The sequence below is a fragment of the Variovorax sp. GW821-FHT10D07 genome, from assembly GCF_059415325.1.
This window is the reverse complement of sequence record NZ_JBWKMZ010000008.1, coordinates 202,999-223,047: the sequence shown is the minus strand read 5'-3', so window position 1 is coordinate 223,047 and position 20,049 is coordinate 202,999. Positions and strand designations below refer to the sequence as shown.

The window sequence follows — 20,049 nt, the reverse complement described above, 5'->3', positions numbered from 1 at the left end:
TCTCTCAGCGCACCGCGGGCAGGGCGTGGCCGTCCTGCTTGGCGCGGTACATCGCCTGGTCGGCGGCCGCCAGCAGGTCGCGCGGCGTCTCGCCGCCGCTGCCCAGCGCGATGCCCACCGACACGCCGATCAGCGTGCTCGCGCGCGCCAGCTGCAGCGGCTCGGCGATCGCCTCGATGCAGCGCTGCGCCAGCACCTGCGCGCCCTGTTCCGCGGGCTCGGCGAGGCCGGTGGCGAGCAGCACGAACTCGTCGCCGCCGATGCGCGCCACGGTGTCGGTCTGCCGCACCAGCGCCTGCAGCCGGCGCGCGATCTCGCGCAGTGCGAGGTCGCCGGCCTCGTGGCCCAGGGTGTCGTTGAGCTGCTTGAAGCCGTCGAGGTCGAGGTAGAGCACCGCCACGCGCTGCCCGTGGTGCGCGGCCTGGGCGAGCGCTTGCTGCAGCCGCTCGTCGAGCAGCTTGCGGTTGGGCAGGCCGGTCAGCGTGTCGTGGTGGGCCAGCCGCGCCAGCGCCTGCTGGTTGTCGACCAGCTTGGCCAGCAGCCGGTTGAAGGCCTGCGTCAGATGGCCGATCTCGTCGTCGCGCACCACGCGCAGCGGCGCCAGCGGCAGCTCGCCGCGCGTCATGCGGTCGGCCTGGTCGGCGGCGCGCAGCAGCGGGCGCAGCAGCCAGGTCATGATCAGGCCGATCACGATCAGCACCATCGTCACGGCCGGCGCGCGCTGCTGCAGGATGAAGGCCTGCATGCGTGCCACCGGCGCCAGCGCCTCCGACACCGGCAGCCGCGCCACCACGAACCAGCCGGTGGTCGGCACCGAGGCGATGGCCGAGATCTCGTCGATGCCCCTCGCGTTGCGCGTCGTGCCGCTGCCGCGGTAGCCCGCCATCGCGCGATCGTGCAACGGGTTCACGCCGTCGGGCGGGGTGGGGGTGAGCATCATCGTCGCATCGGTCGAGGCGACGAACAGCCGGTCGCGCGGCGAGATCACGAGGATGCCGCCGGCCTGGCCCACGCGGCCTTCGAGCAGGTGGTCGAGCAGGCCGTCGGCCGTGAGGTCGGCGGTGCCGAGCAGCACGGCCACCACCTCGCCGCGGCCGTCGCGCAGCGGCACGGCCATGGGCAGGGCCGCATGGTGCTGCGCGGTGGCCTGCGCCCGACCCACCGCGCGGCGGCCGGCGCGCGCGGCCGCGAATTCCAGCGCCTCGGTCGCGAACTGCCCGTCCTGGTCGAGCCGCCTGCCGTCGGGCGTGGCGAGCGCCAGGCCGAGCGGGAACAGCGGGTTCAGCGCGCCGCGCTCCGCGAGCCAGGCATGCAGCGGCGCGGGCTGTGCCAGCAGCTCGGGCGGCACGGCCTGCGCCAGCCGCTCGAGGAAGGCGAGCCGTTCCACCAGGTAGTTGTCGACGTCGCGCGCCACGTAGGCGGCCAGTGCCGTCTGCTGCGAAGCCACCGATTGCGTCAGGTCCTCGCGCAGGAAGCGGCTGAGCTGGATGTAGCTGGCGGCGGTACCGACGATCGCCATCACCAGCCCCATCACCAGAAGGCGGACAACCAGGCTGCGAGCGGATGTTCGGAGAGTCACTCTGGCGGCGGGTCGTGAGGCGGGGAGGTGCGGGACTGTAGCCGAAGCCCCCGTGCCGCCGCCGCGGCGGGGGACTTCAGGTCGACCAGATGCGCGGCGTGGCGGCCGGCAGCGACCACAGCTCGGCGCGCCAGTCCTGCCACACCTGGCGCAGCAGCCGCATCGCGGGTTCGACCACCGGCGCGAGCACGCGCAGCACCACCACCTCGGCATGCGGGCTGGTGGCGCCCGCGCTGTCGGCCAGGCCCTGGGCCTCGATGCGTTCGCGCGCGAGCGCGAGCAGCGCCTCGCGCCGGGCGCGCGCGGCCGGCGTGCCCGCCACGTAGAACAGCGAGGCCAGGCAGCGGTGGCCGCCCAGGCCCAGCGGGCTTTGCAGCAGCCGGTGGTCGGCCGCGTCGATGCGGCCGCGCTCGAGCCACACGCCGGGCGCCTCGATGTGCTGCAGCAGGCTGCCGCGCTCGAAGGGCTGGCGCGCATGGGGCAGGCCCAGCGCCGTCACGTCCCAGCCGATCATCTCGGCGCCGGGCTCGGCCTCGATGGCGATGCGGTTCTCGGCCATGCAGCCGCTGTAGCAGATGGCCTCGAGCGGCAGCCATTCGAGCCGCGCGCCGGCCGCCAGCCGCAGCCGGGTGCGCTGCACCGCGCGCTCGCCCTCGCTGCGGTAGAAGCGCGAGGCGCCGGGCGTGGTCACCAGGCCATGGCTGCCGGCGGCGGCCTCGACCTCGATCTCGAGCGTGTCGCCGCCCACCAGCCCGCCCGGCGGATGCACCAGCACGTTGTGGCAGACGGTGTCGCCCTCGGGATAGAGGCTCTGCAGGATGCGCAGCGGGCCGTCGTGGCGGAAGCGGGCGACGGTGCGGTCGGCTTCGTGTCGGTAGGAGAGATGGAGGCGGGCGTGCCAGGGCATGCGGGGGAGTCTAGGTCCTCGCGGTGCGCCGCTTCAGGTCTTCCAGGCGCCGTCGTGGGCGGCGCTGGCCTCGTCGATCAGCGCCGGGCCGATGCATTCGATCGGATGCGGCGAGGCGCGGAACACGTCGCGGCACGACAGCTCGGCATCGCGCTGGTCCTGCCGCTCGCCGCGGAACACGCGCAGCCGCTCGGCGTCGATGCCGAACACCACGCGGCCGATGTTCGACCAGAAGATCGCGCCCGCGCACATCACGCAGGGCTCGCCCGAGGCATAGAGCGTGGCGCCGGCCAGTTCCTCGCGCGAGATGCCGCGGCCCGCGAGCGCGCGGATCGCGTTGGTCTCGGCATGGCCGGTGCAGTCGCCGGTCTCACCGGTGTTGTTGTAGGCCTCGCAGAGCACTTCGCCCGCGGCCGAGACGATGACCGAGCCGAAGGGCCGGTTGCCGCGCCGGCGCGCGAGGTGCGACCAGACGATGGCCTTGCGCAGGTAGCGGCCGTCGCGTTCGTCGAGCGCGGTTTCGGCGGGAGCGGTGGGGGTGGTGGTGCTGGGGGAGTTCATGCCTTGGGAAGGGTGCGTTCGGTGCGCGATGGGAGCATCGTGGTGTTGAAGATGGCGTCGGAGGCGGGCTTGACCTTCAGACCGAAGACGTCGGCCACTTCGTCGACCTGCCGCTCCAGCGTGAGCTTGCGGATGTCGCCGAGGCCGTGGCCGCGCGTGTCGGCGGCGCCCACGTACTGGGCCGTGATGTTCCAGCGCTCGCGCTCGATTTTCTCATCGAGGATGGGCTCGCGCTGGCGCATGGCCGCGATGCTCGGCGCCGGATCGGCGAAGGTCTCGACGATGGCGCGGTTGCTCGCGCGCAGGAAGGCGGCCACCAGCTTGGGGTTCTGCGCCACCAGGTTGCTGCTCGCGAGGATGGCGTTGCCGTAGAGGTCGACGCCCGCGTCGGCGTACTTGAGCACCGACAGCGTCTCGGGCCGCATGCGCGCGAACAGCGAGACCGCCGAATCGTGGAAGTAGGTGGCGGCATCGACGTCGCCGCGCACCATCACGTTGTCGCGCGCGCTGAAGTCGGTGGTCTGCCACTGGAAGGCGTCGGCGCGCAGGCCCTGCCTGCGCGCGACCAGCGGCCAGGCGCGCCGCGTCGATTCGACCGCGGCGGCCGCCACCTTCTTGCCCGCGAGGCTCTTGAAGTCGCCGGTCACGCCGCGGTCCTTGCGGCCGATGATCACGAATGGTGCGCGGTTGTAGTACTGGTAGACGGCCTGCACCGCCGGCGTGCCCGGGTTCTGCGCATTGAACTCCACCAGCGAGCTGATGTCGCCCAGCCCGAGCTGGTAGACGCCGCTGGCGATGCGGGTGATGGAGGCCACCGAACCGGCGCCGGTGTCGATGCTCACGTCGAGCCCTTCCTCCTTGTAGTAGCCCCTGGCCAGCGCGAGGAAGAAAGGCGCGGTCTGGCCGTTGATGCGGAAGTCGAGCGTGAACTTGAGGGGGGTGAGCCGGCCGTTGCCGCCCTGGGCGAGGACGGCCGGAGCGGCGAGGGTGGCGGCGCTGGCCGCGAGGAAGGATCGACGGTGCATGGGAAGCCTCGGAATCTTCGGTTCTTGAATCCGTTCGCCCTCTGGGGAAAGAGGGCGGCGGGCATTTCAAGAGCAATTTCCGGGCGGGCGCACGTTCGTGGTGCGTGCGCTGCTGAACGCTTCTACTCTTGGGCTCGGCAAAGCAGAAGGCATGCCAAGGGCTTGGCTCGGGCATGGGCGGCGGGGCTTGGCAGGGCACGCGCGCCGCGCAACAATCCGGGCGCGCAATTTGCAAGGCAGTTGCGCAGAGTAGAAGCGTTCAGCCTCATCGTCATCGCGCCATCGCGGTCCGGCACGGGGTGGGAAATTGCTCTTTCAGTTCGTCCCACACGACCTCAGAAGGAGTCCGCCCATGCTCGTCACCCGTCAACCCGTCTTCCGCAAGTTCTGGCATGCCGTCATGCCGCTCACCGACCTGGCCCAGGGCCCCAAGCCCTTCCGGCTGCTCGGCGAGGACATCGTTCTCTTCCTCGATGCCGAGGGCCAGCCGGCCGCGCTGCGCGACCGCTGTTGCCACCGCACCGCGAAGCTCTCCAAGGGCTGGTGCGTCGATGGTGCGGGCCAGGCCTGCGCCCAGGGCGCGATCCAGTGCGGCTACCACGGCTGGACCTACGACCGCGGCGGCCAGGTCATCCGCATCCCGCAGTACGACCCCGAGCGGCCCATTTCGCCCGACTACCGCACCACGGCCTACCGCTGCACCGCGCGCCATGGCTATGCCTGGGTGGCGCTCGAGGAGCCGATCGCCGACATCCCCGCCATCCCCGAGTTCGACGATCCCGGCTATCGCACCATCTTCCAGTTCCACGAGGAATGGCAGACCAGCCCGCTGCGCGCGCTCGAGAACTCCTTCGACAACTCGCACTTCAGCTTCGTGCACCGCGCCACCTTCGGCGTGGCCGCGAGCCCGAAGCCGAGCAAGTACGAACTGGTGGAGAACGAGGCGGGCTTCTATGCCGAGACCGTCATCGAGGCGACCAATCCCGAGAAATTCCACGCGATCAGCGGCGTGACCGATCCCATCACCACGCGCCACATGCGCAATGCCTATTTCCTGCCGTTCTCGCGCCGCCTCGACATCGAGTACCCGAGCGGCATCCGCCACATCATCATCAACTGCTTCACGCCGATCGACGACCACCGCATGCAGCTGTGCCAATGGCTGTTCCGCAACGACACCGAGGCCGACTGCCCGGCCGCGATGCTGATCGCCTTCGACGACGAGATCACGCGCGAGGACAAGGACATCCTCGAGTCGACCGACCCCGATGCGCTGGTCGACACGCGCCGGCGCGGCGTCGAGTACTCGATGGAATCGGACCGCCCGGGCATGCTGATCCGCAAGCACCTGATGCAGCTGCTAGTGCGGCATGGCGAGGCCGAGGTGCACCGCGGCATGGAGGCCGCGGCGCCGGTCGCGAAGGCGGCCTGATTCAGGCCGTGGCCGGCGAGGTGCTCGGCCGCGCGGTGCGCGAGCGGCCCTCTTCGTAGCGGTCCATCGCGAGACCGTCGGTGCGGATCTCGGGCCGCTGGCCGGTCACGATGTCGGAGATCAGCTTGCCCGAGCCGCAGGCCATGGTCCAGCCCAGGGTGCCGTGGCCGGTGTTGAGGAACAGGTTCGGGTAGCGCGTGGCGCCGACGATCGGGGTGCTGTCGGGCGTCATCGGGCGCAGGCCGGTCCAGAAGCTCGCGCGCGGCAGGTCGCCGCCCGGGAACAGGTCGCTCACCACCTTCTCGAGCGTGGCGCGGCGCTGCGGGTTCAAGCGCAGGTCGAAGCCCGAGAGCTCGGCCATGCCGCCCACGCGGATGCGGTTGTCGAAGCGCGTGACGGCCACCTTGTAGGTCTCGTCGAGCACGGTCGATTGCGGCGCCAGCGATTCGTCGACCAGCGGCACCGTGAGCGAGTAGCCCTTGACCGGGTAGACCGGGATGTCGAGGCCCAGCGAGGCGATGGCCGCGCGCGAATAGCTGCCGAAGGCCATCACGTAGCGGTCGGCCGTGAGCACCTTGCCGGCCGTGGTGCGCACGCCGCTGATGCGGCCGCCCTCGGCCTCGAGCGCCTCGACGCCCTGGCCGAAGCGGAAGTCCACGCCCAGGCCGCGCGCGATCTCGGCCAGGCCGCGCGTGAACAGGTGGCAGTCGCCGGTCTCGTCGTTCGGCAGCCGCAGGCCGCCCGTGAGGCGGTCGCGCGCGCCGGCCAGCGCGGGTTCGACGCGTGCCAGCGCATCGCGGTCGAGCAGTTCGTAGGGCACGCCGCATTCCTCGAGCACCGCGATGTCGCGCTGCACCGCGTCGAGCTGCGCCTGCGTGCGGAACAGCTGCAGGGTGCCGCCGGTGCGGTGCTCGTACTGCAGGCCGGTCTCGGCGCGCAGCGCCTGCAGGCAGCCGCGGCTGTACTCGGCCACGCGCATCATGCGTTCCTTGTTGATCGCATACCGCTCGGGCGAGCAGTTGCGCAGCATCTGCGCCATCCAGCGCAGCTGGAACAGCGTGCCGTCGGGGCGGATCGACAGCGGCGCATGCTTTTGGAACATCCACTTGATCGCCTTCAGCGGAATGCCGGGCGCGGCCCAGGGCGTGGAGTAGCCGGGCGACACCTGGCCCGCGTTGCCGAAGCTGGTTTCCTCGGCCGGGCCGGCCTGCCGGTCGAGCAGGGTGACGTCGGCGCCCGAGCGCGCGAGGTAGTAGGCCGTGGTGGTGCCGATCACGCCGCCGCCCAGAACGATGACTTTCATGGTGTATCCGCTGATTCGAATGGAATGATGAGAATTTATGCGTCAGAATGAAGTGGATTCCACTGTTTTCAAGCGTTCGGCAGCGGAATCCCCTGTGCAGAACCTTCCTATGCGCCGCGCGGAGTGAAAGTGCCCGAGCTCGACCGAATCGACCGCAAGATCCTCGACCTGCTGCAGCGCCAGGGCCGCATTTCCATGACCGAACTGGCCGAGCGCATCGGCCTGTCGGCCTCGCCCTGCGCCGAGCGCGTGAAGCGCATGGAGCGCGATGGCGTCATCAGCGGCTACCACGCGCGCGTGTCGCCCGAGGCGCTGGGCAAGACGCTGCTGGTGTTCGTCGAGATCAAGCTCTCGGCCAAGTCGGGCGACGTGTTCGACAAGGTCAGGCAGGAGCTGCTGCACATGCCCGAGGTGCTCGAATGCCACCTCGTGTCGGGCAGCTTCGACTACCTCGTGAAGGCGCGCCTGAGCGGCATGAGCGAATACCGCCACCTGCTCGGCGACATCCTCAAGAAGCTGCCGGTGGCGGCCGAGTCGCACAGCTACGTGGTGATGGAGGAGATCAAGGAAACCCTGATGCTCGCCACCGACCGCTGAAGGCACGGCTACCATCGCCGGCCCATGTCCCAAGACCCGATCACCATCCGCCCCTGGCGCCTCGACGACTTCGACGCCGTCAAGGCCATCCTCGACGACACCTTCGCGAGCACCTGGCTGCCGCAGCTCACGCCCGAGGCGGCGCGCGGCTACCGCGAGAGCGGCGAGCCCGTGGGCTACATCGACGAGATGGGGCCGGAGTTCTTCGTCGCCGAGATCGATGGCGAGGTGGTCGGTATGGTGCACTGGCAGCGCGACTTCGTGCAGGCGCTGCACGTGCCCGCGGCGCAGCAGCGCAAGGGCATCGCGCGCGCGCTCATGGCCTTCGCCGAAGCCGGCATGCGCGCCGACGGCGTCGAACTCGCGCGGCTCGAGACCGACACCTTCAACACCGCGAGCCAGGGCTTCTACCTCGCGCTCGGTTACCGCGAGGCTGACCGCTATCCCGACCTCGAATGGCACAGCGGCTTCACGACCATCCTCTACGTGAAGCCGCTGGCTCCCTGAATCCCTTCCCACCCAAGGACACCGCCATGAGCATCTCGATCCGCCGCGACGGCACCACCGGCACGCGCCACATCCTCAAGATCCGCAACCACGAGATCGCGGTCGATGCCTCGCCGGCCGGCGGCGGCAACGACGACGGCCCCGAGCCGCACGACCTCTACGACGCCTCGCTGGCCGCCTGCAAGGCGCTCACCGTGCTGATCTACGCGCGCCGCAAGGGCATTCCGGTCGAGGACATCGAGGTCGTGGTCGACCGCGACGACAGCGAGGAGCGCAAGGGCATCTACCGGCTCGACTCCACGCTGCGCGTGAGCGGCAACCTCAGCGATGCGCAGCGCGACGAGCTGCTGCGCGTGGCGGGCAAGTGCCCGGTGCACAAGCTCATGACCGAGGTGACGACCGAGATCCAGACCCGCTGGGCCGACTAGGCTCAGCGCAGCACGCGCCAGGCACGCACCGCGCGCAGCAGCGACCACAGGCCGGCCTCGGCCGGCACCTTCTTCTCGTTGAAGGACACGGCGATGTAGAGGTCGTCGGCCGGCACGTAGGCGACCACGCTCGTGAAGCCCTCGATGCCGCCGCTGTGGCCCAGCATCAGGCCCGGGCCGTCGGGCACGTCGTAGAGCTGCACGCCCATGCCGTACGAGGCATTGCCGCCGCTGTAGGGGCCGAGCATCGCGGGCATGTCGATGAACATGCGCCGCACCGTGGCCACCGGCAGCACCCGGCCGCCGAGCAGCGCATGCCAGAAGCGCACGAGGTCGCCCGCGGTCGAGGCCAGCGCGCCCGCGGCATGGGGCGTGGCGTACTGGTCGGGCGCATCGACCGGGCGGCCGGCCGCGTGGCCGCTGACCACCGGCAGTTCGACGCCGGGGCGGCGCATCGTCGTGTGCGTGAGCGCGAGCGGGTCGAGCAGCCGCTTCGTCAGCACCTGTTCGAAGGGCACGCCCTCGAGCTGCTCGACGAGGGCGCCGAGCATCGCGTAGCCGGTGTTGCTGTAGCTCCAGTTCGTGCCGGGACAGAACTGCGGCTTCTGCGCGAGGCCCATGGCGATGATCTCCGCGGGTGGCCGGTACTTCGTGCCGAAGTCGGGCAGCGCATTGAAGCTCACGAGGCCGCTGGTGTGGCGCAGCAGGTGTTCGATGGTGACGAGCCCCGCGTTGGGCGCCTCGGGGAACCAGCGCTCGATGCTGTCGCCGAGCGCGAGCCGGCGTTCCTCCACGAGCTGCAGCACGATCGCGGCGGTCAGCGTCTTGGCGGTACTCGCGACCTGGAAGCCCTGGTCGGGCCGCACCGGCTCGCGCGGCTCGGTGCGCGCCAGGCCGCGTGTCGCCCGCCAGCTGCCTTCGCCGGGCATCGCGACCGCCACGCTCGCGGCTGGCACGTGCTGCAGCATCCTGTCGAGCGCATCGCCGAGGCTCTGCTGCAGGTCGACGGGCAGCTCGCCGTCGATCGCGCGGCCGAAGTCGCGCTGCCAGATGGCATCGGGCGCGGAACGCCGCGGCGGGCCGGCATAGGCGGCGCGGGCGGAGCAGCCCTCGTCGGCGCGCGCGGCGGCCCACGGCAGTGCCATCGCGATCATCGTGGCCAGCGCGTTGCGGCGCGCCGGGTCCTTCAGCATTGTCCTCATCCGATCTCCCTCAGCCCTGCCTGGCCGCTTCCGACTGCTTGCGCGCCGCCTCCACGCGCTTGGCGTAGCGGTCGCCCCAATCGGCGAGCGGGCCGAGCGCCGCGTTGAGCGTGGCGCCCAGCTTGGTCTCCGAATACTCGACGCGCGGCGGCACTTCGTGGAACACCTCGCGCGCGACGATGCCGTCGGTCTCGAGTTCGCGCAGCTGCTGGATCAGCATCTTCTCGCTGATGCCTGGCAGCATGCGCCGCAGCTCGCCGAAGCGGCGCGGCTGCAGGTGCAGCTCCCAGAGGATCAGCGCTTTCCATTTGCCGCCGATGACTTCGAACGCGGGACCGATGCCGCAGACGTAGGGCTTCTTCGCTGCCATGCCGTTCTCCAATACTGACGTTTTGGTAAGTACCTCACTTTATCGTAGGTACTTGACCATCGGGAGGTGCGATTTCTACCATGCAGCCATCGTCAATCCTTTTGGAACACCCCATGAGCAGCAAGCAGAAGATCACCGTCATCGGCCTCGGTTCGATGGGCGCCACCATCGCGCGCCTCTACCTCGAACAGGGCCACCAAGTCACGGTCTGGAACCGCAGCGCCGACAAGGCCGCGCCGCTGGTCGCCCAGGGCGCGGTGCTGGCCGACAGCGCCGCCGCCGCGGTGCGCGCGAGCCACGTGGTGCTGATGTGCGTCTACGACTACCGCGCGGCCGATGCGATCCTCGGCGCCGAGGGCGTGGCGGCCGCGATGGACGGCCGCCTGCTGGTGCAGCTCACGACCGGCAGCCCGCAGGATGCGCGCGATGCGCAGGCCTGGGCGCAGCGCCACGGCGCCACCTTCCTCGAGGGCGCGATCCAGGCCGCGCCCGAGCAGATGGGCCAGGGCGACACGCCGATCCTGATGTCGGGCGACGAGCCGGTGCTCCGTGCCGTCGCGCCGCTGCTCGCGGTGCTCGGCGGCGGCATCGTCTACCTGGGCGAGAAGATCAGCAATGCCGCGGCCATGGACCTCGCGACGCTCTCGACCATCTACGGCACGATGCTGGGCTTCCTGCACGGCGCGCGCGTGGCCGAGTCGGAGGGCTTCGACGTGGCCGAGTTCGGGCGCATCGTCGCGGGCATCATGCCGACCTTCGCGGGCTTCCTGCGGCACGAGGGCGCGGTCATCCAGTCGGGCGACTTCAAGATCTCGCAGAGCCCGATGCGGATCTCGGTCGAGGCCACGCAGCGCATCCTGCAGACGGCGCGCGAGAGCGGCATCAACAGCGAGTTCCCGGCCTTCGCGGCTGGCCTGTTCCAGCGCGCCGATGCCGCGGGGCTCGGCGGCGAGGAGCTGGCCGCGCTGATCAAGCTGCTGCGCGCGCCGGCCTGACATCGCCGGCCGGCCCTCAGGCCCAGCGCATCGCCTCGATGGCGCGCACCAGCTCGGCCTCGCGCTCGATGAAGAAGTCGCCGTGGCAGGCGTCCTCGAACACCAGTTGGTGGTGGGTCTTCAGTGCCGCCATGAGGCGGGCCGCGTCGTCGACGCGCACGTAGCGGATCACGCGCAGGTAGGCCGCCGCATCCTTCAGCGTGGCCGCGTCCAGCGTCTCGGGCAGCGCGGGGAAGATGTCGCGGATGTCGCCCGGCATCGCGGTCACGACGAGAGCGGGCGCTCGCACCGGTGCGTAGTCGGGCGAGAAGGCATGGCTCGCGGTCTCCATCGCGGCGGCCACGACGGCGGGCGTGTTGAGGCGCACGCTGCCGTCGGGCTGCAGGTCGAGCTGGTCGCGCAGGTTGGCTTCCAGCGGCGCTGACCAGTGGCGCACGGTGCGCCGCGCGTAGGCGAGCGCCGCCTCCATCGAGGCGCCGTCCTCCTCGTGCGGCACCGGCTCGCGAAACAGCCGGTTCTCGGGCACGGGCAGGCCGCCGGTGGCGGGGTCGCGCGTGTGGTCGAAGGTGGCATCGATGTAGACCAGCCCGCGCACGCGCTGCGGATGCCGGCCCGCGAAGCGCGTGAGCTCGTTGCCCGCGATCGAATGGCCCGCGAGCACCACGCGGTCCAGCCCGAGCCCGTCGAGCAGCGCATGCAGGTCGGCCACCAGCGTGTCGACCTCGTAGTGCTGGGTGGCGGTGCGCACCGGCAGCGGCTTGTCCGACTGGCCGTAGCCGCGCCGGCTCACCGCGATCACGCGCGCACGCGGCGCGAGCGCATGGGCCAGGCCGTCGAAGACGTAGGCATTGGCGCCCAGCCCCGGCAGCAGCACGATGGTCGGGCCGCGGCAGTTGTCGCATTGCCAGTCGCGCACGTGCAGCGAGACATCGTGCGCCACCTTCACGCGGCGGTCGGTCACCGACACCACGGTCGGGCCGGCGGGCACGACGGCCGGCGGGCTGCCCGGATGGCTGCTGCCGCCGCAGCCGCCGAGGGTGACGAGGCCGCCGAGGCCCGAGAGCGAGACGGCCGAGGGCCAGGCCAGCGCGGCGCGCAGGAAGGCGCGCCGCGGCGGGAAGAAGAGGGGATGGAACCGGGGCATGGCGGGCAGTGTGGGCACGCGACCTGAAGCCAGCCTGTGGCCTTCATGAAGGAATCCTGAAGTCGTCGAACGCCGCTTGGCAGATACTTCCCGCTCCCCAGGTGCCGGGCGGCGCACCGCACGGAGACTGTCATGAATCTTTTGCTCGTGGAGGACGACCTCGAACTCGGCAACGGCGTGCGCATCGCGCTCGCCAACCAGGGCATGGACGTGGTCTGGGTGCGCCGTCTCGACGATGCCATCCGCACCCTCGACAGCGGTGCCTTCGACATGGTGCTGCTCGACCTCGGCCTGCCCGATGGCGACGGCATCGAGCTGCTGCTGCGCCTGCGCCGCGAGCGCCAGATCCTGCCGGTGCTCGTGCTCAGCGCCCGCGACGCGCTCAACGACCGGCTGCGCAGCCTCGACGACGGCGCCGACGACTACCTGGTCAAGCCCTTCGCGCTGGCCGAGCTGCTGTCGCGCGTGCGCGCGCTCGCGCGCCGCAGCTACGGCTTCGACGACGAGACCATCCGCATGCGCGGCCTGGCGCTGCACGAGCCCACGCGCGGCGTGCTGGTCGACGGCCAGCAGGTGGAGCTCTCGCGCTGCGAGTTCGACCTGCTCGCGCTGCTGCTCAAGCGCACCGGCCGCGTGGTCACGCGCCGCGTGATGGAGGAACAGGTGCTGCCGGGCGGCCCGGGCATCGGCAGCAACTCGCTCGAGGTCCACATCTCGAACCTGCGGCGCAAGATCGGCCAGGGCTACATCCGCACCGTGCGCGGCATCGGCTACGTGGTCGACGCCCAGTCGCTGGCGCGCGCCGGCAGCCCGCGCGCATGATCCGAACCGCGCTGCGCTTCATCGGGCGGGTGATCCAGCCCTCGCTGATGCGCAGGCTGGTGCTGGCGCAGATGGCGGTGGTCGCGGCGCTGTGGACGCTGATCGTCGGGCTGCTGTTCTACGACTCCTACAAGGACCCGGAGCTGCTGCGCTTCAGCAAGATCTACGAGAGCGTGGCGGCGATCGCCATCAACCTGGCCGACGACCCGAAGCGCCAGTACGACACCCTGCATGCCTTCGACCTCGCGCTGCTCGAGACCGCGAGCGACGGCAACGCCGAATCCGACACCTCGCCGATGCTGCAGGTGTGGCAGCGCGGCAAGCTGATCTACCGCACCACCGATGCGGTGCCCGAGATCGTCAACAGCGTGCCCGACCTGATCGAGACGGTGCACGTGGGCGGGCGCGAGTGGCGCGCGCGCACGCTGCATTCGCCGCAGTTCGACACCCGCGTGATGATCGCCGAGCCCGGCATCTGGCGGCTGGTGGTCAACATCACCTACCGCGGCTACTACCTGCTGCCGCTGCTGGTGAGCCTGCCCTTCCTGGTGGTGCCGGCGTGGCTCACGGTGCGGCTCGCGCTGCGGCCCTGGCGCCGCGTGAGCCGCGAGACCTCCGAGCGCGGGCCGGCCGACCTCACGCCGCTGTCGTACCGGCCGCCGCACCGTGAGCTGCAGCCGCTGGTGCAGAGCATCAACACCCTGCTGCAGCGGGTGCGCGACAGCACCACGCGCGAGCGAAGCCTGATCGCCGACGCGGCCCACGAGCTGCGCACGCCGCTGGCCGCGATGCGCGTGAACGTGGAGGCGCTGAAGGCGCAGAGCATCGATTCCGGGCAGCGCGAGCTGATGGGCAACCTGCTGCGCAGCAACGACCGCGCGACCCGGCTGGTGGGCCAGCTGCTGCAGCTCATGCGCAGCGACGCCGTGTCCGATGCCGCGCTGCCGGTGGCGCTGTCGCTCGATGCGCTGGTGCAGGACCGGCTCGCGATGATCGAGGGCGTGGCGCATGCGCGCGGCGTCGAGCTCGAACTGGCCTGCGCGGGCGAGGTGCCGGTGCTCGGCGAGCGCGAGAGCCTGGTGTCGATGGTCGACAACCTGGTGGACAACGCCATCAAGTACAGCCCCCGCCGCACCGTGGTGAAGGTGCAGGTGGCGCGCGAGCAGGGCCATGCGGTGCTGCGCGTGGCCGACCAGGGCCCGGGCATCCCGCCCGGCCTGCGCGAGCGGGTGTTCGACCGCTTCTTCCGCAGCCCGGGCCAGACCCAGAGCGGCAGCGGGCTCGGGCTGGCGATCGTCAAGTCGGTGGTCGACAAGCATGGCGGCACCGTGGCGCTCGAGACCGGCGCCGGCGGCCGCGGGCTGCTGGCGGTGGTGCGGCTGCCGCTGGCGGTCGAGGGGCAGGAGCAGCCGATGCTCGAGGGCCGCACCTGAGGCGCGGAGCCGTTTTGGGGGCCAAAACCCGCGTCAGGCTCGTTGAAGTGTGAAGAATTAAACTAGCGGGTGCTCTCCAGCGCTCCCCCCGAACAGGACACTCTCACATGAAGTGGGTCATTCTCGCCATCTTCGCGCTCAGTGCGCTCTACGTGCATTTCCGCGGCCAGGTGCGCCATCGTTTCTTCCGCCAGCTGTCGGACCACTCGACCTTCCTCGCGCCGCTCAACGTGTTCATGTACCTTTTCTCGAAGGTGCCGAGCACGCCCTACCTGTCGCCCAAGGAATTCCCCGAGATGCGCGTGCTCGAGGAGAACTGGGAGGTCATCCGCGAGGAGGCGCTCGCGATGCGCAACGGCGGCAGCATCAAGGCCTCGAGCCAGTTCAACGACGTGGGCTTCAACTCCTTCTTCAAGAGCGGCTGGAAGCGCTTCTACCTCAAGTGGTACGACGAGGCCCATCCCTCGGCCGCGGTGCTGTGCCCGCGCACGACCGAGCTGCTGCGCGGCATCGGCACCATCAAGGCCGCGATGTTCGCCGAGCTGCCGCCCGGCAGCCGGCTGGTGCGCCACCGCGATCCCTTCGCGGGTTCGCTGCGCTACCACCTGGGCCTGTGGACGCCGGGCGTGGAGGGCTGCTACATCGACGTCGACGGCCAGCGCTACCACTGGCGCGACGGCGAATCGGTGGTGTTCGACGAGACCTACATCCACTATGCCGAGAACACCACCGACCACGACCGCGTGATCCTGTTCTGCGACATCGAGCGTCCGCTCAAGTACCGCTGGGCCAGCGCCGTCAACCGCTGGTTCGCGAAGAACCTGCTGGCCGCGGCCAGCTCGCCCAACGATGCCGGCGACAAGACCGGCGGCATCAACCGCGCCTTCAAGTACATCTACCAGATCCGCGTGATCGGCAAGCGCCTCAAGGCCTGGGACAAGCGCGTGTACTACCTCGTGAAGTGGGCGATCTTCGGCGGCCTCGCGCTCTGGATCTTCTGGTGATGAAGGCCGGGCGCCGCCTCAGACGCCCACGAGGATCAGCCGTCGCCGCGCCGGTCCGGTGATCCAGCTCATGAACCCCGCCAGCGCCGTGCCGCCGAGCACGTCGAGCAGCACGTGCTGGCGCGTGGCCAGCGTCGAGTAGACGATCCCCGCCGCCCACAGCCAGTTGAGCGCCAGCACCCAGGCGGGCGCGTCCACGCTGCGCAGCTGGCGCGTCATCAGCACGGCCGTGAACACCGCGAAGGACACGTGCAGCGAGGGGAAGGCATTGCCGCCCGCGTCGGTGCTCTTGAGGAACTGCAGCGAGGGGTACTGCGCCCAGTCGACCGCGAACACCGGCACCACGGTCGGAAAGAGCCAGAACACCGCGAGCCCGATGGCCGCCATCAGCGCCGCGGCCTGCGCATGCAGCAGCAGCTCGGCGCGGTCCTTGGCCAGGGCCGGCGCCAGGCCCACGTAGAGCCACAGCGAGGCGTAGAGCGGCAGCGCGTCGTCGCTCAGCGGCACCCAATGGTCGACGGCCGTGAGCGGCATCGTGAGCGGCAGGCCGAGCGGGTGGTGCATGACCCAGAAATACAGCACGAAGAAGCCCGAGATGCCGAGCGTGGTGCCGAGCATCTTGGTGACCCAGAGCGTGGCGATGCGGCACGCCAGCGCCGCGTGCCATGGGGTCCTGACGGGGCGGGACGAGAGGGGTGTCACCTGGGCTCCCTGGATGGATGAACCGGCCAGGGTAGGCGCGGGCATTGCGTGAACATTACGAGGTCCGATCGGGGCCGGCCTCTAGAATTCCCGCCCGATATGAGAATCCTGCTGGTCGAAGACGAAGCCGAACTCGCGCAGGCGCTGGCGGCGGCACTGCGCCAGAACCAGGCGGTGGTCGACGTGGCGGGTTCGCTGCGCGAGGCACAGGACGCGGTGCTCGCGGGCCAGCACGAGGTGATCGTGCTCGATCGCGGCCTGCCCGATGGTGACGGCCTGAGCCTGATCGAGTTCCTGCGCGCCAACGGGATCGCGGCCGCGGTGCTGGTGCTCACCGCGATGGCCGACATCTCCGAGCGCGTGCTGAGCCTCGATGGCGGCGCCGACGACTACCTGGCCAAGCCCTTCTCGATGGACGAGCTGATGGCGCGCGTGCGCGCGCTCGCGCGGCGTCCTGCCTTGCGTGCCAACCCGGTCACCGCGCTGGCGCGGCTGCAGTTCGATCACCTGCAGCGGCAGGCGCATGTGGATGCGCAGAGCCTGCTGCTCACGCGGCGCGAGCTGCTGGTGCTCGAGGCCCTGCTCGAGCAGCGCGGGCGCACCGTGCTGCGCGAGTCGCTGCACGACCGCGTCTACGGGCAGGAAGGCGACATCCATTCGAATGCGCTCGACACCCATGTCTCGCGCCTGCGTTCCAAGCTCGACAAGGCCGGCGCCCAGGTCGAGATCCACGCCATCCGCGGCGTGGGCTACCTGCTGTGCGCGGCGCCGGGCGCCGTATGAAGCTGCTGTCGCTGCGCTGGCAGCTGATCTGGAGCCTGATCCTGCTGCAGGTGGTGGTGGGGCTGCTGGTGATGGGCGGCTTCATCGGCCTGGCCTGGGTGCTGGGCCGGGTGGTCGACGAGACCGGCGAGGAGACGGTGCGCGTGATCCGCGATGCCGTCGTGCGCGCGGGCGACGGCGCACTCGCGCTCGCGCCCACGCCCGAGTTCGAACAGCTGCGCGGCAACGCCGGCGCGGGCCTGTGGTTCATCGTGCGCGATGCGCAGGGCCACCAGCTCGTGCAGGGCGAGGTGCCCGAGCGCTACCTCGGCCTGGCCGGACGCTTCGACGGCATCGACCGCGTGTGGATCGACCTCGCCACCAGCAACGGCCAGCCGAAGGCGCGCTTCGAGCGCGTCGAGACGCGCGCCGGCCCGGTCGCGATGATGGTCCAGACCGGCAGCCCGCTGTCGATGAAGAGCACGCTGCGCGGCACCGGCGTGGCCTTCCTGTTCCTGGTGGCGCCGATGGCGCTGGTCACCTGCCTCGGCGTGATCCTCGCGACGCCCTTCGTGGTGAAGCGCGGGCTCAAGGGCCTGATCGCCACCGCCGCGCATGCCGAGAGCATCGACGTGCACGAGCGCACCACGCGGCTGCCGCTCGACGGCGTGGCCGGCGAGATCCGGCCGCTGGTCAACGCCGTCAACCGCGCCTTCGACCGGCTCAACGAGGGCTACGACCGGCAGGAGCGCTTCCTGGCCGACGCGGCGCACGAGCTGCGCACGCCGATCACCATCCTGCAGATCCGCCTCGAGGGGCTGCCCAACGATCCGCTCAAGGTCAAGCTGATGCAGGCCTCGGCGCGGCTGGCCACGCTGGCCGAGCAGCTGCTCGACCTGCAGCGGCTCGATGGCGTGGTGGTGCAGGCGCAGCAGGTGGACCTGAAGGCGCTGTGCGAGCGCGCGGCGGCCGACCTCGCGCCGCTCGCGATCATGAACCGCTGCAGCCTGTCGGTCGATGCGCCGCTGGCGATCGTGGTCGGCGGCGATGCGCCCTCGCTCGAGCGCGCGCTGACCAACCTGATCCAGAACGCGATCGAGCATGGCGGGCAGGGCTGCGACATCCAGGTGCGGCTGTGCGAGCCCTTCTGCATCGAGGTGCTCGACTCGGGGCCCGGCATTCCCGAGTCGGAACGCGAGCGCGTGGTCGAGCCCTTCCACCGGCTGGTGCCGCGCGGGCGCGGCGCCGGGCTCGGGCTGCACCTCGTGGCCGAGGTGGCGCACCTGCACCGCGGGCGGCTCACCATCGGCAGCAACGACACGGGCGGCGCGCGGATGCGGCTGGAGCTGAACCTCGGGACCTGATCAGGCCTGGCGCAGCCAGCGGTTGCAGGGCTCGGAGAAGCCTCGTGCCACCACCTGGCCCAGCAGCCCCGACACGGCCAGCAGCACGAGATACCCGAGCGGAATCCACGTCGCCGACAGGCCCGATTGCTGGAACCACCAGGCACCGGGAATCACCACGAACATGTGGCTCAGGTAGACCTCGTAGCTGTGGCGCCCGAACCAGCGCAGCGGCGCCGTGGCCGCGCCCGCGCACCAGCGCCAGGGCTGCCAGTGCGCCGCCACCAGCAGCAGCGCGAGGCCCAGTTCGAGCAGCGTGACCTGCAGGCCGAAGCGCGTGAGGCCGAGCTGGAACACCTCGCGCCGCAAGCAGAACACGCCCGCCACCAGCAGCGCGCCCGCGGCCAGCAGCAGCCGATGCACCGTGGCCGAGGGCGCGCGCGGCACGCGGTGCGCGAGCAGTGCCGCGAGGCAGCCGAAGGCGATGCCGTCCATGCCCGAGAGGTAGGCGTGGTCCTGCCACAGCTCGTTGTCGCTCCACACGCTGCGCGCCAGCGGCCCGAGCGCGATCGGCACCAGCATCAGCAGCGCGAAGCGGCGCTCGCCGCGCGCGAGCAGGCACAGCCATGGAAAGCCCAGGTAGAAGGCCTCCTCGACCGAGAGCGACCACAGCACGCCCCAGGGGCCGGGCAGGTAGCCGACCTGCGCCTCGAGCCAGTTGAGGTGCAGCCCCAGCGCCGCGAGCAGCGCGCGCGGCAGCGAGACCTTGGTCGTGTCGAGCGCGAACCAGGCGCTGCCCGCGAGATGCAGCACGCTCAGTACCGCGAGCAGCAGCACGAGGCTCGGCAGGATGCGCGCCGCGCGCAGGCGGTAGAAGGCACCGGGCGGCACGCGCGACAGCGTGCCCCAGCGGCGCAGCGAGGCGCTCGTGATCAGGTAGCCCGACACCACGAAGAACGCGATCACCGCGTAGTAGCCGCTCCTGAACAGGATGCCCTGCAGGCGCGGCCCGAGTGCCTGCGCGAGCTCGGGCGGACCGAAGGGCAGGCGCAGGTTCGCATGCAGCAGGATCACGAAGACCACCAGCAGGCCGCGCAGCAGGTCGACGTGCGGCAGGCGGGGCAGGGCATCGGAGCGGACCATCGCGGCGATTCTGCGGACGAACGCCCGCGCGGCCTGAAGGGCTGCTGAAGCATCGACAATCGCGCCTCGACCGCCTCCGCACCGCATGTCCGATTCGCCTTTCGCCGACCCGGCCCTTCTCGCCACGCCGACCGACCTCGCCAGTGCCCAGGCCCTGATTGCGCGCATCGCGCCGTTGCTGGCGGCGCGCGGCCTCGCGATGCGCGCGCCGCCGCCCGAACCCACCACCTGCTGCGGGCGCGGCTGCAACGGCTGCGTCTGGGAAGGCTGGCTCGCGGCGGTCGCCTACTGGCGCGACGAGGCCTCCTTGCTGCTCGACTGAGCGGCGCGCTTGCGCGGCGCCTTGCGATCGGGCGCCGCGATGGCGCCCGTGCCCGCGGCGCGCAGGATGCGCCGGAAGGTCGGGCATTCCATGTGGCTGGGCGCGCGGCACACGGCCGCATGCCGCAGGCCGTCGCGCATCGCGGCGAGCTGGCGGATGGTGCGGTCGAGCTCGTCGGCCTTGGTCTCGAGCATGCGGCGGTCGATGCGCGGCTGGCCGTCGGGCGCGAACATGCGCGCGATCTCGTCGAGCGAGAAGCCGGCGGCGCGGCCCAGCGAGATCAGCGCGAGCTTCTCGAGCACGCCGGGATCGAACAGCCGGCGCAGCCCCTGCCGGCCCGTCGAGGCGATCAGCCCCTTCTCGTCGTAGAAGCGCAGCGTGGAAGCGGGCACGCCCGATTGCCTCGCCACCTGCGCGATATCCAGTGGTGCCATCCTCTTGACCTCAAGTCGACTTGAACTTGCATAG

General features: G+C 70.8%; 22 protein-coding genes. 11 read left to right on the top strand and 11 right to left on the bottom strand.

Annotated features, from left to right (window positions below; all coding sequences use genetic code 11):
- Positions 1-4 precede the first annotated feature (4 nt).
- The 4 genes from AC07PU_RS23345 to AC07PU_RS23330 all read right to left on the bottom strand — a co-directional run bounded on the left by AC07PU_RS23345 (position 5) and on the right by AC07PU_RS23330 (position 4,072).
- The gene (locus tag AC07PU_RS23345) at positions 5-1,579 is read right to left on the bottom strand and encodes a diguanylate cyclase domain-containing protein (RefSeq protein WP_495320900.1); all 1,575 of its coding nucleotides are present in this window, start codon (positions 1,577-1,579) and stop codon (positions 5-7) included.
- Positions 1,580-1,655: 76 nt separating this feature from the next.
- The gene (locus tag AC07PU_RS23340) at positions 1,656-2,486 is read right to left on the bottom strand and encodes an urease accessory protein UreD (protein WP_093340636.1); all 831 of its coding nucleotides are present in this window, start codon (positions 2,484-2,486) and stop codon (positions 1,656-1,658) included.
- A gap of 33 nt (positions 2,487-2,519) precedes the next feature.
- Positions 2,520-3,047 (bottom strand): nucleoside deaminase, encoded by a 528-nt coding sequence (locus AC07PU_RS23335; RefSeq protein WP_093340634.1) that lies wholly within the window; start codon positions 3,045-3,047, stop codon positions 2,520-2,522.
- The gene (locus AC07PU_RS23330) at positions 3,044-4,072 is read right to left on the bottom strand and encodes an ABC transporter substrate-binding protein (RefSeq protein WP_093340632.1); all 1,029 of its coding nucleotides are present in this window, start codon (positions 4,070-4,072) and stop codon (positions 3,044-3,046) included. Before AC07PU_RS23330 ends, AC07PU_RS23335 begins: the two co-directional genes overlap by 4 nt.
- Before the next feature lie 352 nt (positions 4,073-4,424).
- On the opposite strand from AC07PU_RS23330, the gene AC07PU_RS23325 reads away from it, so the two are divergent.
- Complete coding sequence (locus AC07PU_RS23325; protein ID WP_495320896.1) at positions 4,425-5,504, top strand: aromatic ring-hydroxylating dioxygenase subunit alpha; 1,080 nt, start codon at positions 4,425-4,427, stop codon at positions 5,502-5,504.
- 1 nt (position 5,505) lies between these two features.
- Here the strand turns inward: AC07PU_RS23325 and AC07PU_RS23320 are convergent, their stop codons facing one another.
- Positions 5,506-6,807 (bottom strand): D-amino acid dehydrogenase, encoded by a 1,302-nt coding sequence (locus AC07PU_RS23320; RefSeq protein WP_495320894.1) that lies wholly within the window; start codon positions 6,805-6,807, stop codon positions 5,506-5,508.
- Between the two features lie 129 nt (positions 6,808-6,936).
- On the opposite strand from AC07PU_RS23320, the gene AC07PU_RS23315 reads away from it, so the two are divergent.
- The 3 genes from AC07PU_RS23315 to AC07PU_RS23305 are packed head-to-tail and all read left to right on the top strand — an operon-like array spanning position 6,937 to position 8,339.
- Positions 6,937-7,404: an Lrp/AsnC ligand binding domain-containing protein gene (locus AC07PU_RS23315; RefSeq protein ID WP_057591580.1), complete on the top strand. Its 468-nt coding sequence runs from the start codon at positions 6,937-6,939 to the stop codon at positions 7,402-7,404.
- A gap of 24 nt (positions 7,405-7,428) precedes the next feature.
- Positions 7,429-7,911 carry a GNAT family N-acetyltransferase gene (locus AC07PU_RS23310; RefSeq protein ID WP_495320891.1) on the top strand — a complete coding sequence of 161 codons (483 nt, stop codon included), beginning with the start codon at positions 7,429-7,431 and terminating at the stop codon, positions 7,909-7,911.
- Positions 7,912-7,937: 26 nt separating this feature from the next.
- Positions 7,938-8,339, top strand: coding sequence for an OsmC family protein (locus AC07PU_RS23305; protein ID WP_495320889.1), 402 nt, complete (start codon positions 7,938-7,940; stop codon positions 8,337-8,339).
- 2 nt (positions 8,340-8,341) lie between these two features.
- Here AC07PU_RS23305 and AC07PU_RS23300 read toward each other — a convergent pair whose 3' ends face one another.
- The gene (locus tag AC07PU_RS23300; RefSeq protein ID WP_495320887.1) at positions 8,342-9,541 is read right to left on the bottom strand and encodes a serine hydrolase domain-containing protein; all 1,200 of its coding nucleotides are present in this window, start codon (positions 9,539-9,541) and stop codon (positions 8,342-8,344) included.
- A gap of 10 nt (positions 9,542-9,551) precedes the next feature.
- Complete coding sequence (locus AC07PU_RS23295; RefSeq protein WP_208510609.1) at positions 9,552-9,911, bottom strand: winged helix-turn-helix transcriptional regulator; 360 nt, start codon at positions 9,909-9,911, stop codon at positions 9,552-9,554.
- Between the two features lie 113 nt (positions 9,912-10,024).
- Between AC07PU_RS23295 and AC07PU_RS23290 the strand changes: the two genes are divergently transcribed.
- Positions 10,025-10,906, top strand: coding sequence for an NAD(P)-dependent oxidoreductase (locus AC07PU_RS23290; RefSeq protein WP_495320885.1), 882 nt, complete (start codon positions 10,025-10,027; stop codon positions 10,904-10,906).
- Between the two features lie 16 nt (positions 10,907-10,922).
- On the opposite strand, the gene AC07PU_RS23285 is transcribed toward AC07PU_RS23290, so the two are convergent.
- Positions 10,923-12,050 carry an alpha/beta fold hydrolase gene (locus AC07PU_RS23285; protein ID WP_495320883.1) on the bottom strand — a complete coding sequence of 376 codons (1,128 nt, stop codon included), beginning with the start codon at positions 12,048-12,050 and terminating at the stop codon, positions 10,923-10,925.
- A 132-nt stretch (positions 12,051-12,182) separates the two neighbouring features.
- On the opposite strand from AC07PU_RS23285, the gene AC07PU_RS23280 reads away from it, so the two are divergent.
- From AC07PU_RS23280 to lpxO, 3 genes are all read left to right on the top strand, one after another.
- A complete protein-coding gene (locus AC07PU_RS23280; protein ID WP_057591573.1) occupies positions 12,183-12,872 on the top strand; it encodes a response regulator in 690 nt (229 codons plus the stop codon).
- Positions 12,869-14,305, top strand: coding sequence for an ATP-binding protein (locus tag AC07PU_RS23275; RefSeq protein WP_093340615.1), 1,437 nt, complete (start codon positions 12,869-12,871; stop codon positions 14,303-14,305). Before AC07PU_RS23280 ends, AC07PU_RS23275 begins: the two co-directional genes overlap by 4 nt.
- Before the next feature lie 107 nt (positions 14,306-14,412).
- Complete coding sequence (lpxO, locus tag AC07PU_RS23270) at positions 14,413-15,309, top strand: lipid A hydroxylase LpxO (RefSeq protein ID WP_093340613.1); 897 nt, start codon at positions 14,413-14,415, stop codon at positions 15,307-15,309.
- An 18-nt stretch (positions 15,310-15,327) separates the two neighbouring features.
- Here lpxO and AC07PU_RS23265 read toward each other — a convergent pair whose 3' ends face one another.
- Positions 15,328-16,011, bottom strand: coding sequence for a phosphatase PAP2 family protein (locus AC07PU_RS23265; RefSeq protein ID WP_495320880.1), 684 nt, complete (start codon positions 16,009-16,011; stop codon positions 15,328-15,330).
- 99 nt (positions 16,012-16,110) lie between these two features.
- Here AC07PU_RS23265 and AC07PU_RS23260 point away from each other — a divergent pair, with 99 nt between their 5' ends.
- Together AC07PU_RS23260 and AC07PU_RS23255 are read left to right on the top strand one after the other, a co-directional pair.
- Positions 16,111-16,794: a response regulator gene (locus tag AC07PU_RS23260; RefSeq protein ID WP_495320878.1), complete on the top strand. Its 684-nt coding sequence runs from the start codon at positions 16,111-16,113 to the stop codon at positions 16,792-16,794.
- The gene (locus AC07PU_RS23255) at positions 16,791-18,137 is read left to right on the top strand and encodes a sensor histidine kinase (protein ID WP_296784507.1); all 1,347 of its coding nucleotides are present in this window, start codon (positions 16,791-16,793) and stop codon (positions 18,135-18,137) included. The genes AC07PU_RS23260 and AC07PU_RS23255 overlap by 4 nt, the downstream gene beginning before the upstream one ends.
- Here AC07PU_RS23255 and AC07PU_RS23250 read toward each other — a convergent pair whose 3' ends face one another.
- Positions 18,138-19,259 carry an acyltransferase family protein gene (locus AC07PU_RS23250; protein WP_495320876.1) on the bottom strand — a complete coding sequence of 374 codons (1,122 nt, stop codon included), beginning with the start codon at positions 19,257-19,259 and terminating at the stop codon, positions 18,138-18,140.
- A gap of 85 nt (positions 19,260-19,344) precedes the next feature.
- Between AC07PU_RS23250 and AC07PU_RS23245 the strand changes: the two genes are divergently transcribed.
- Positions 19,345-19,581 carry an oxidoreductase-like domain-containing protein gene (locus tag AC07PU_RS23245; RefSeq protein WP_093340606.1) on the top strand — a complete coding sequence of 79 codons (237 nt, stop codon included), beginning with the start codon at positions 19,345-19,347 and terminating at the stop codon, positions 19,579-19,581.
- Here AC07PU_RS23245 and AC07PU_RS23240 read toward each other — a convergent pair.
- Positions 19,545-20,015 (bottom strand): helix-turn-helix domain-containing protein, encoded by a 471-nt coding sequence (locus tag AC07PU_RS23240; RefSeq protein WP_495320874.1) that lies wholly within the window; start codon positions 20,013-20,015, stop codon positions 19,545-19,547. The genes AC07PU_RS23245 and AC07PU_RS23240 overlap by 37 nt on opposite strands.
- Between the last annotated feature and the right edge of the window lie 34 nt (positions 20,016-20,049).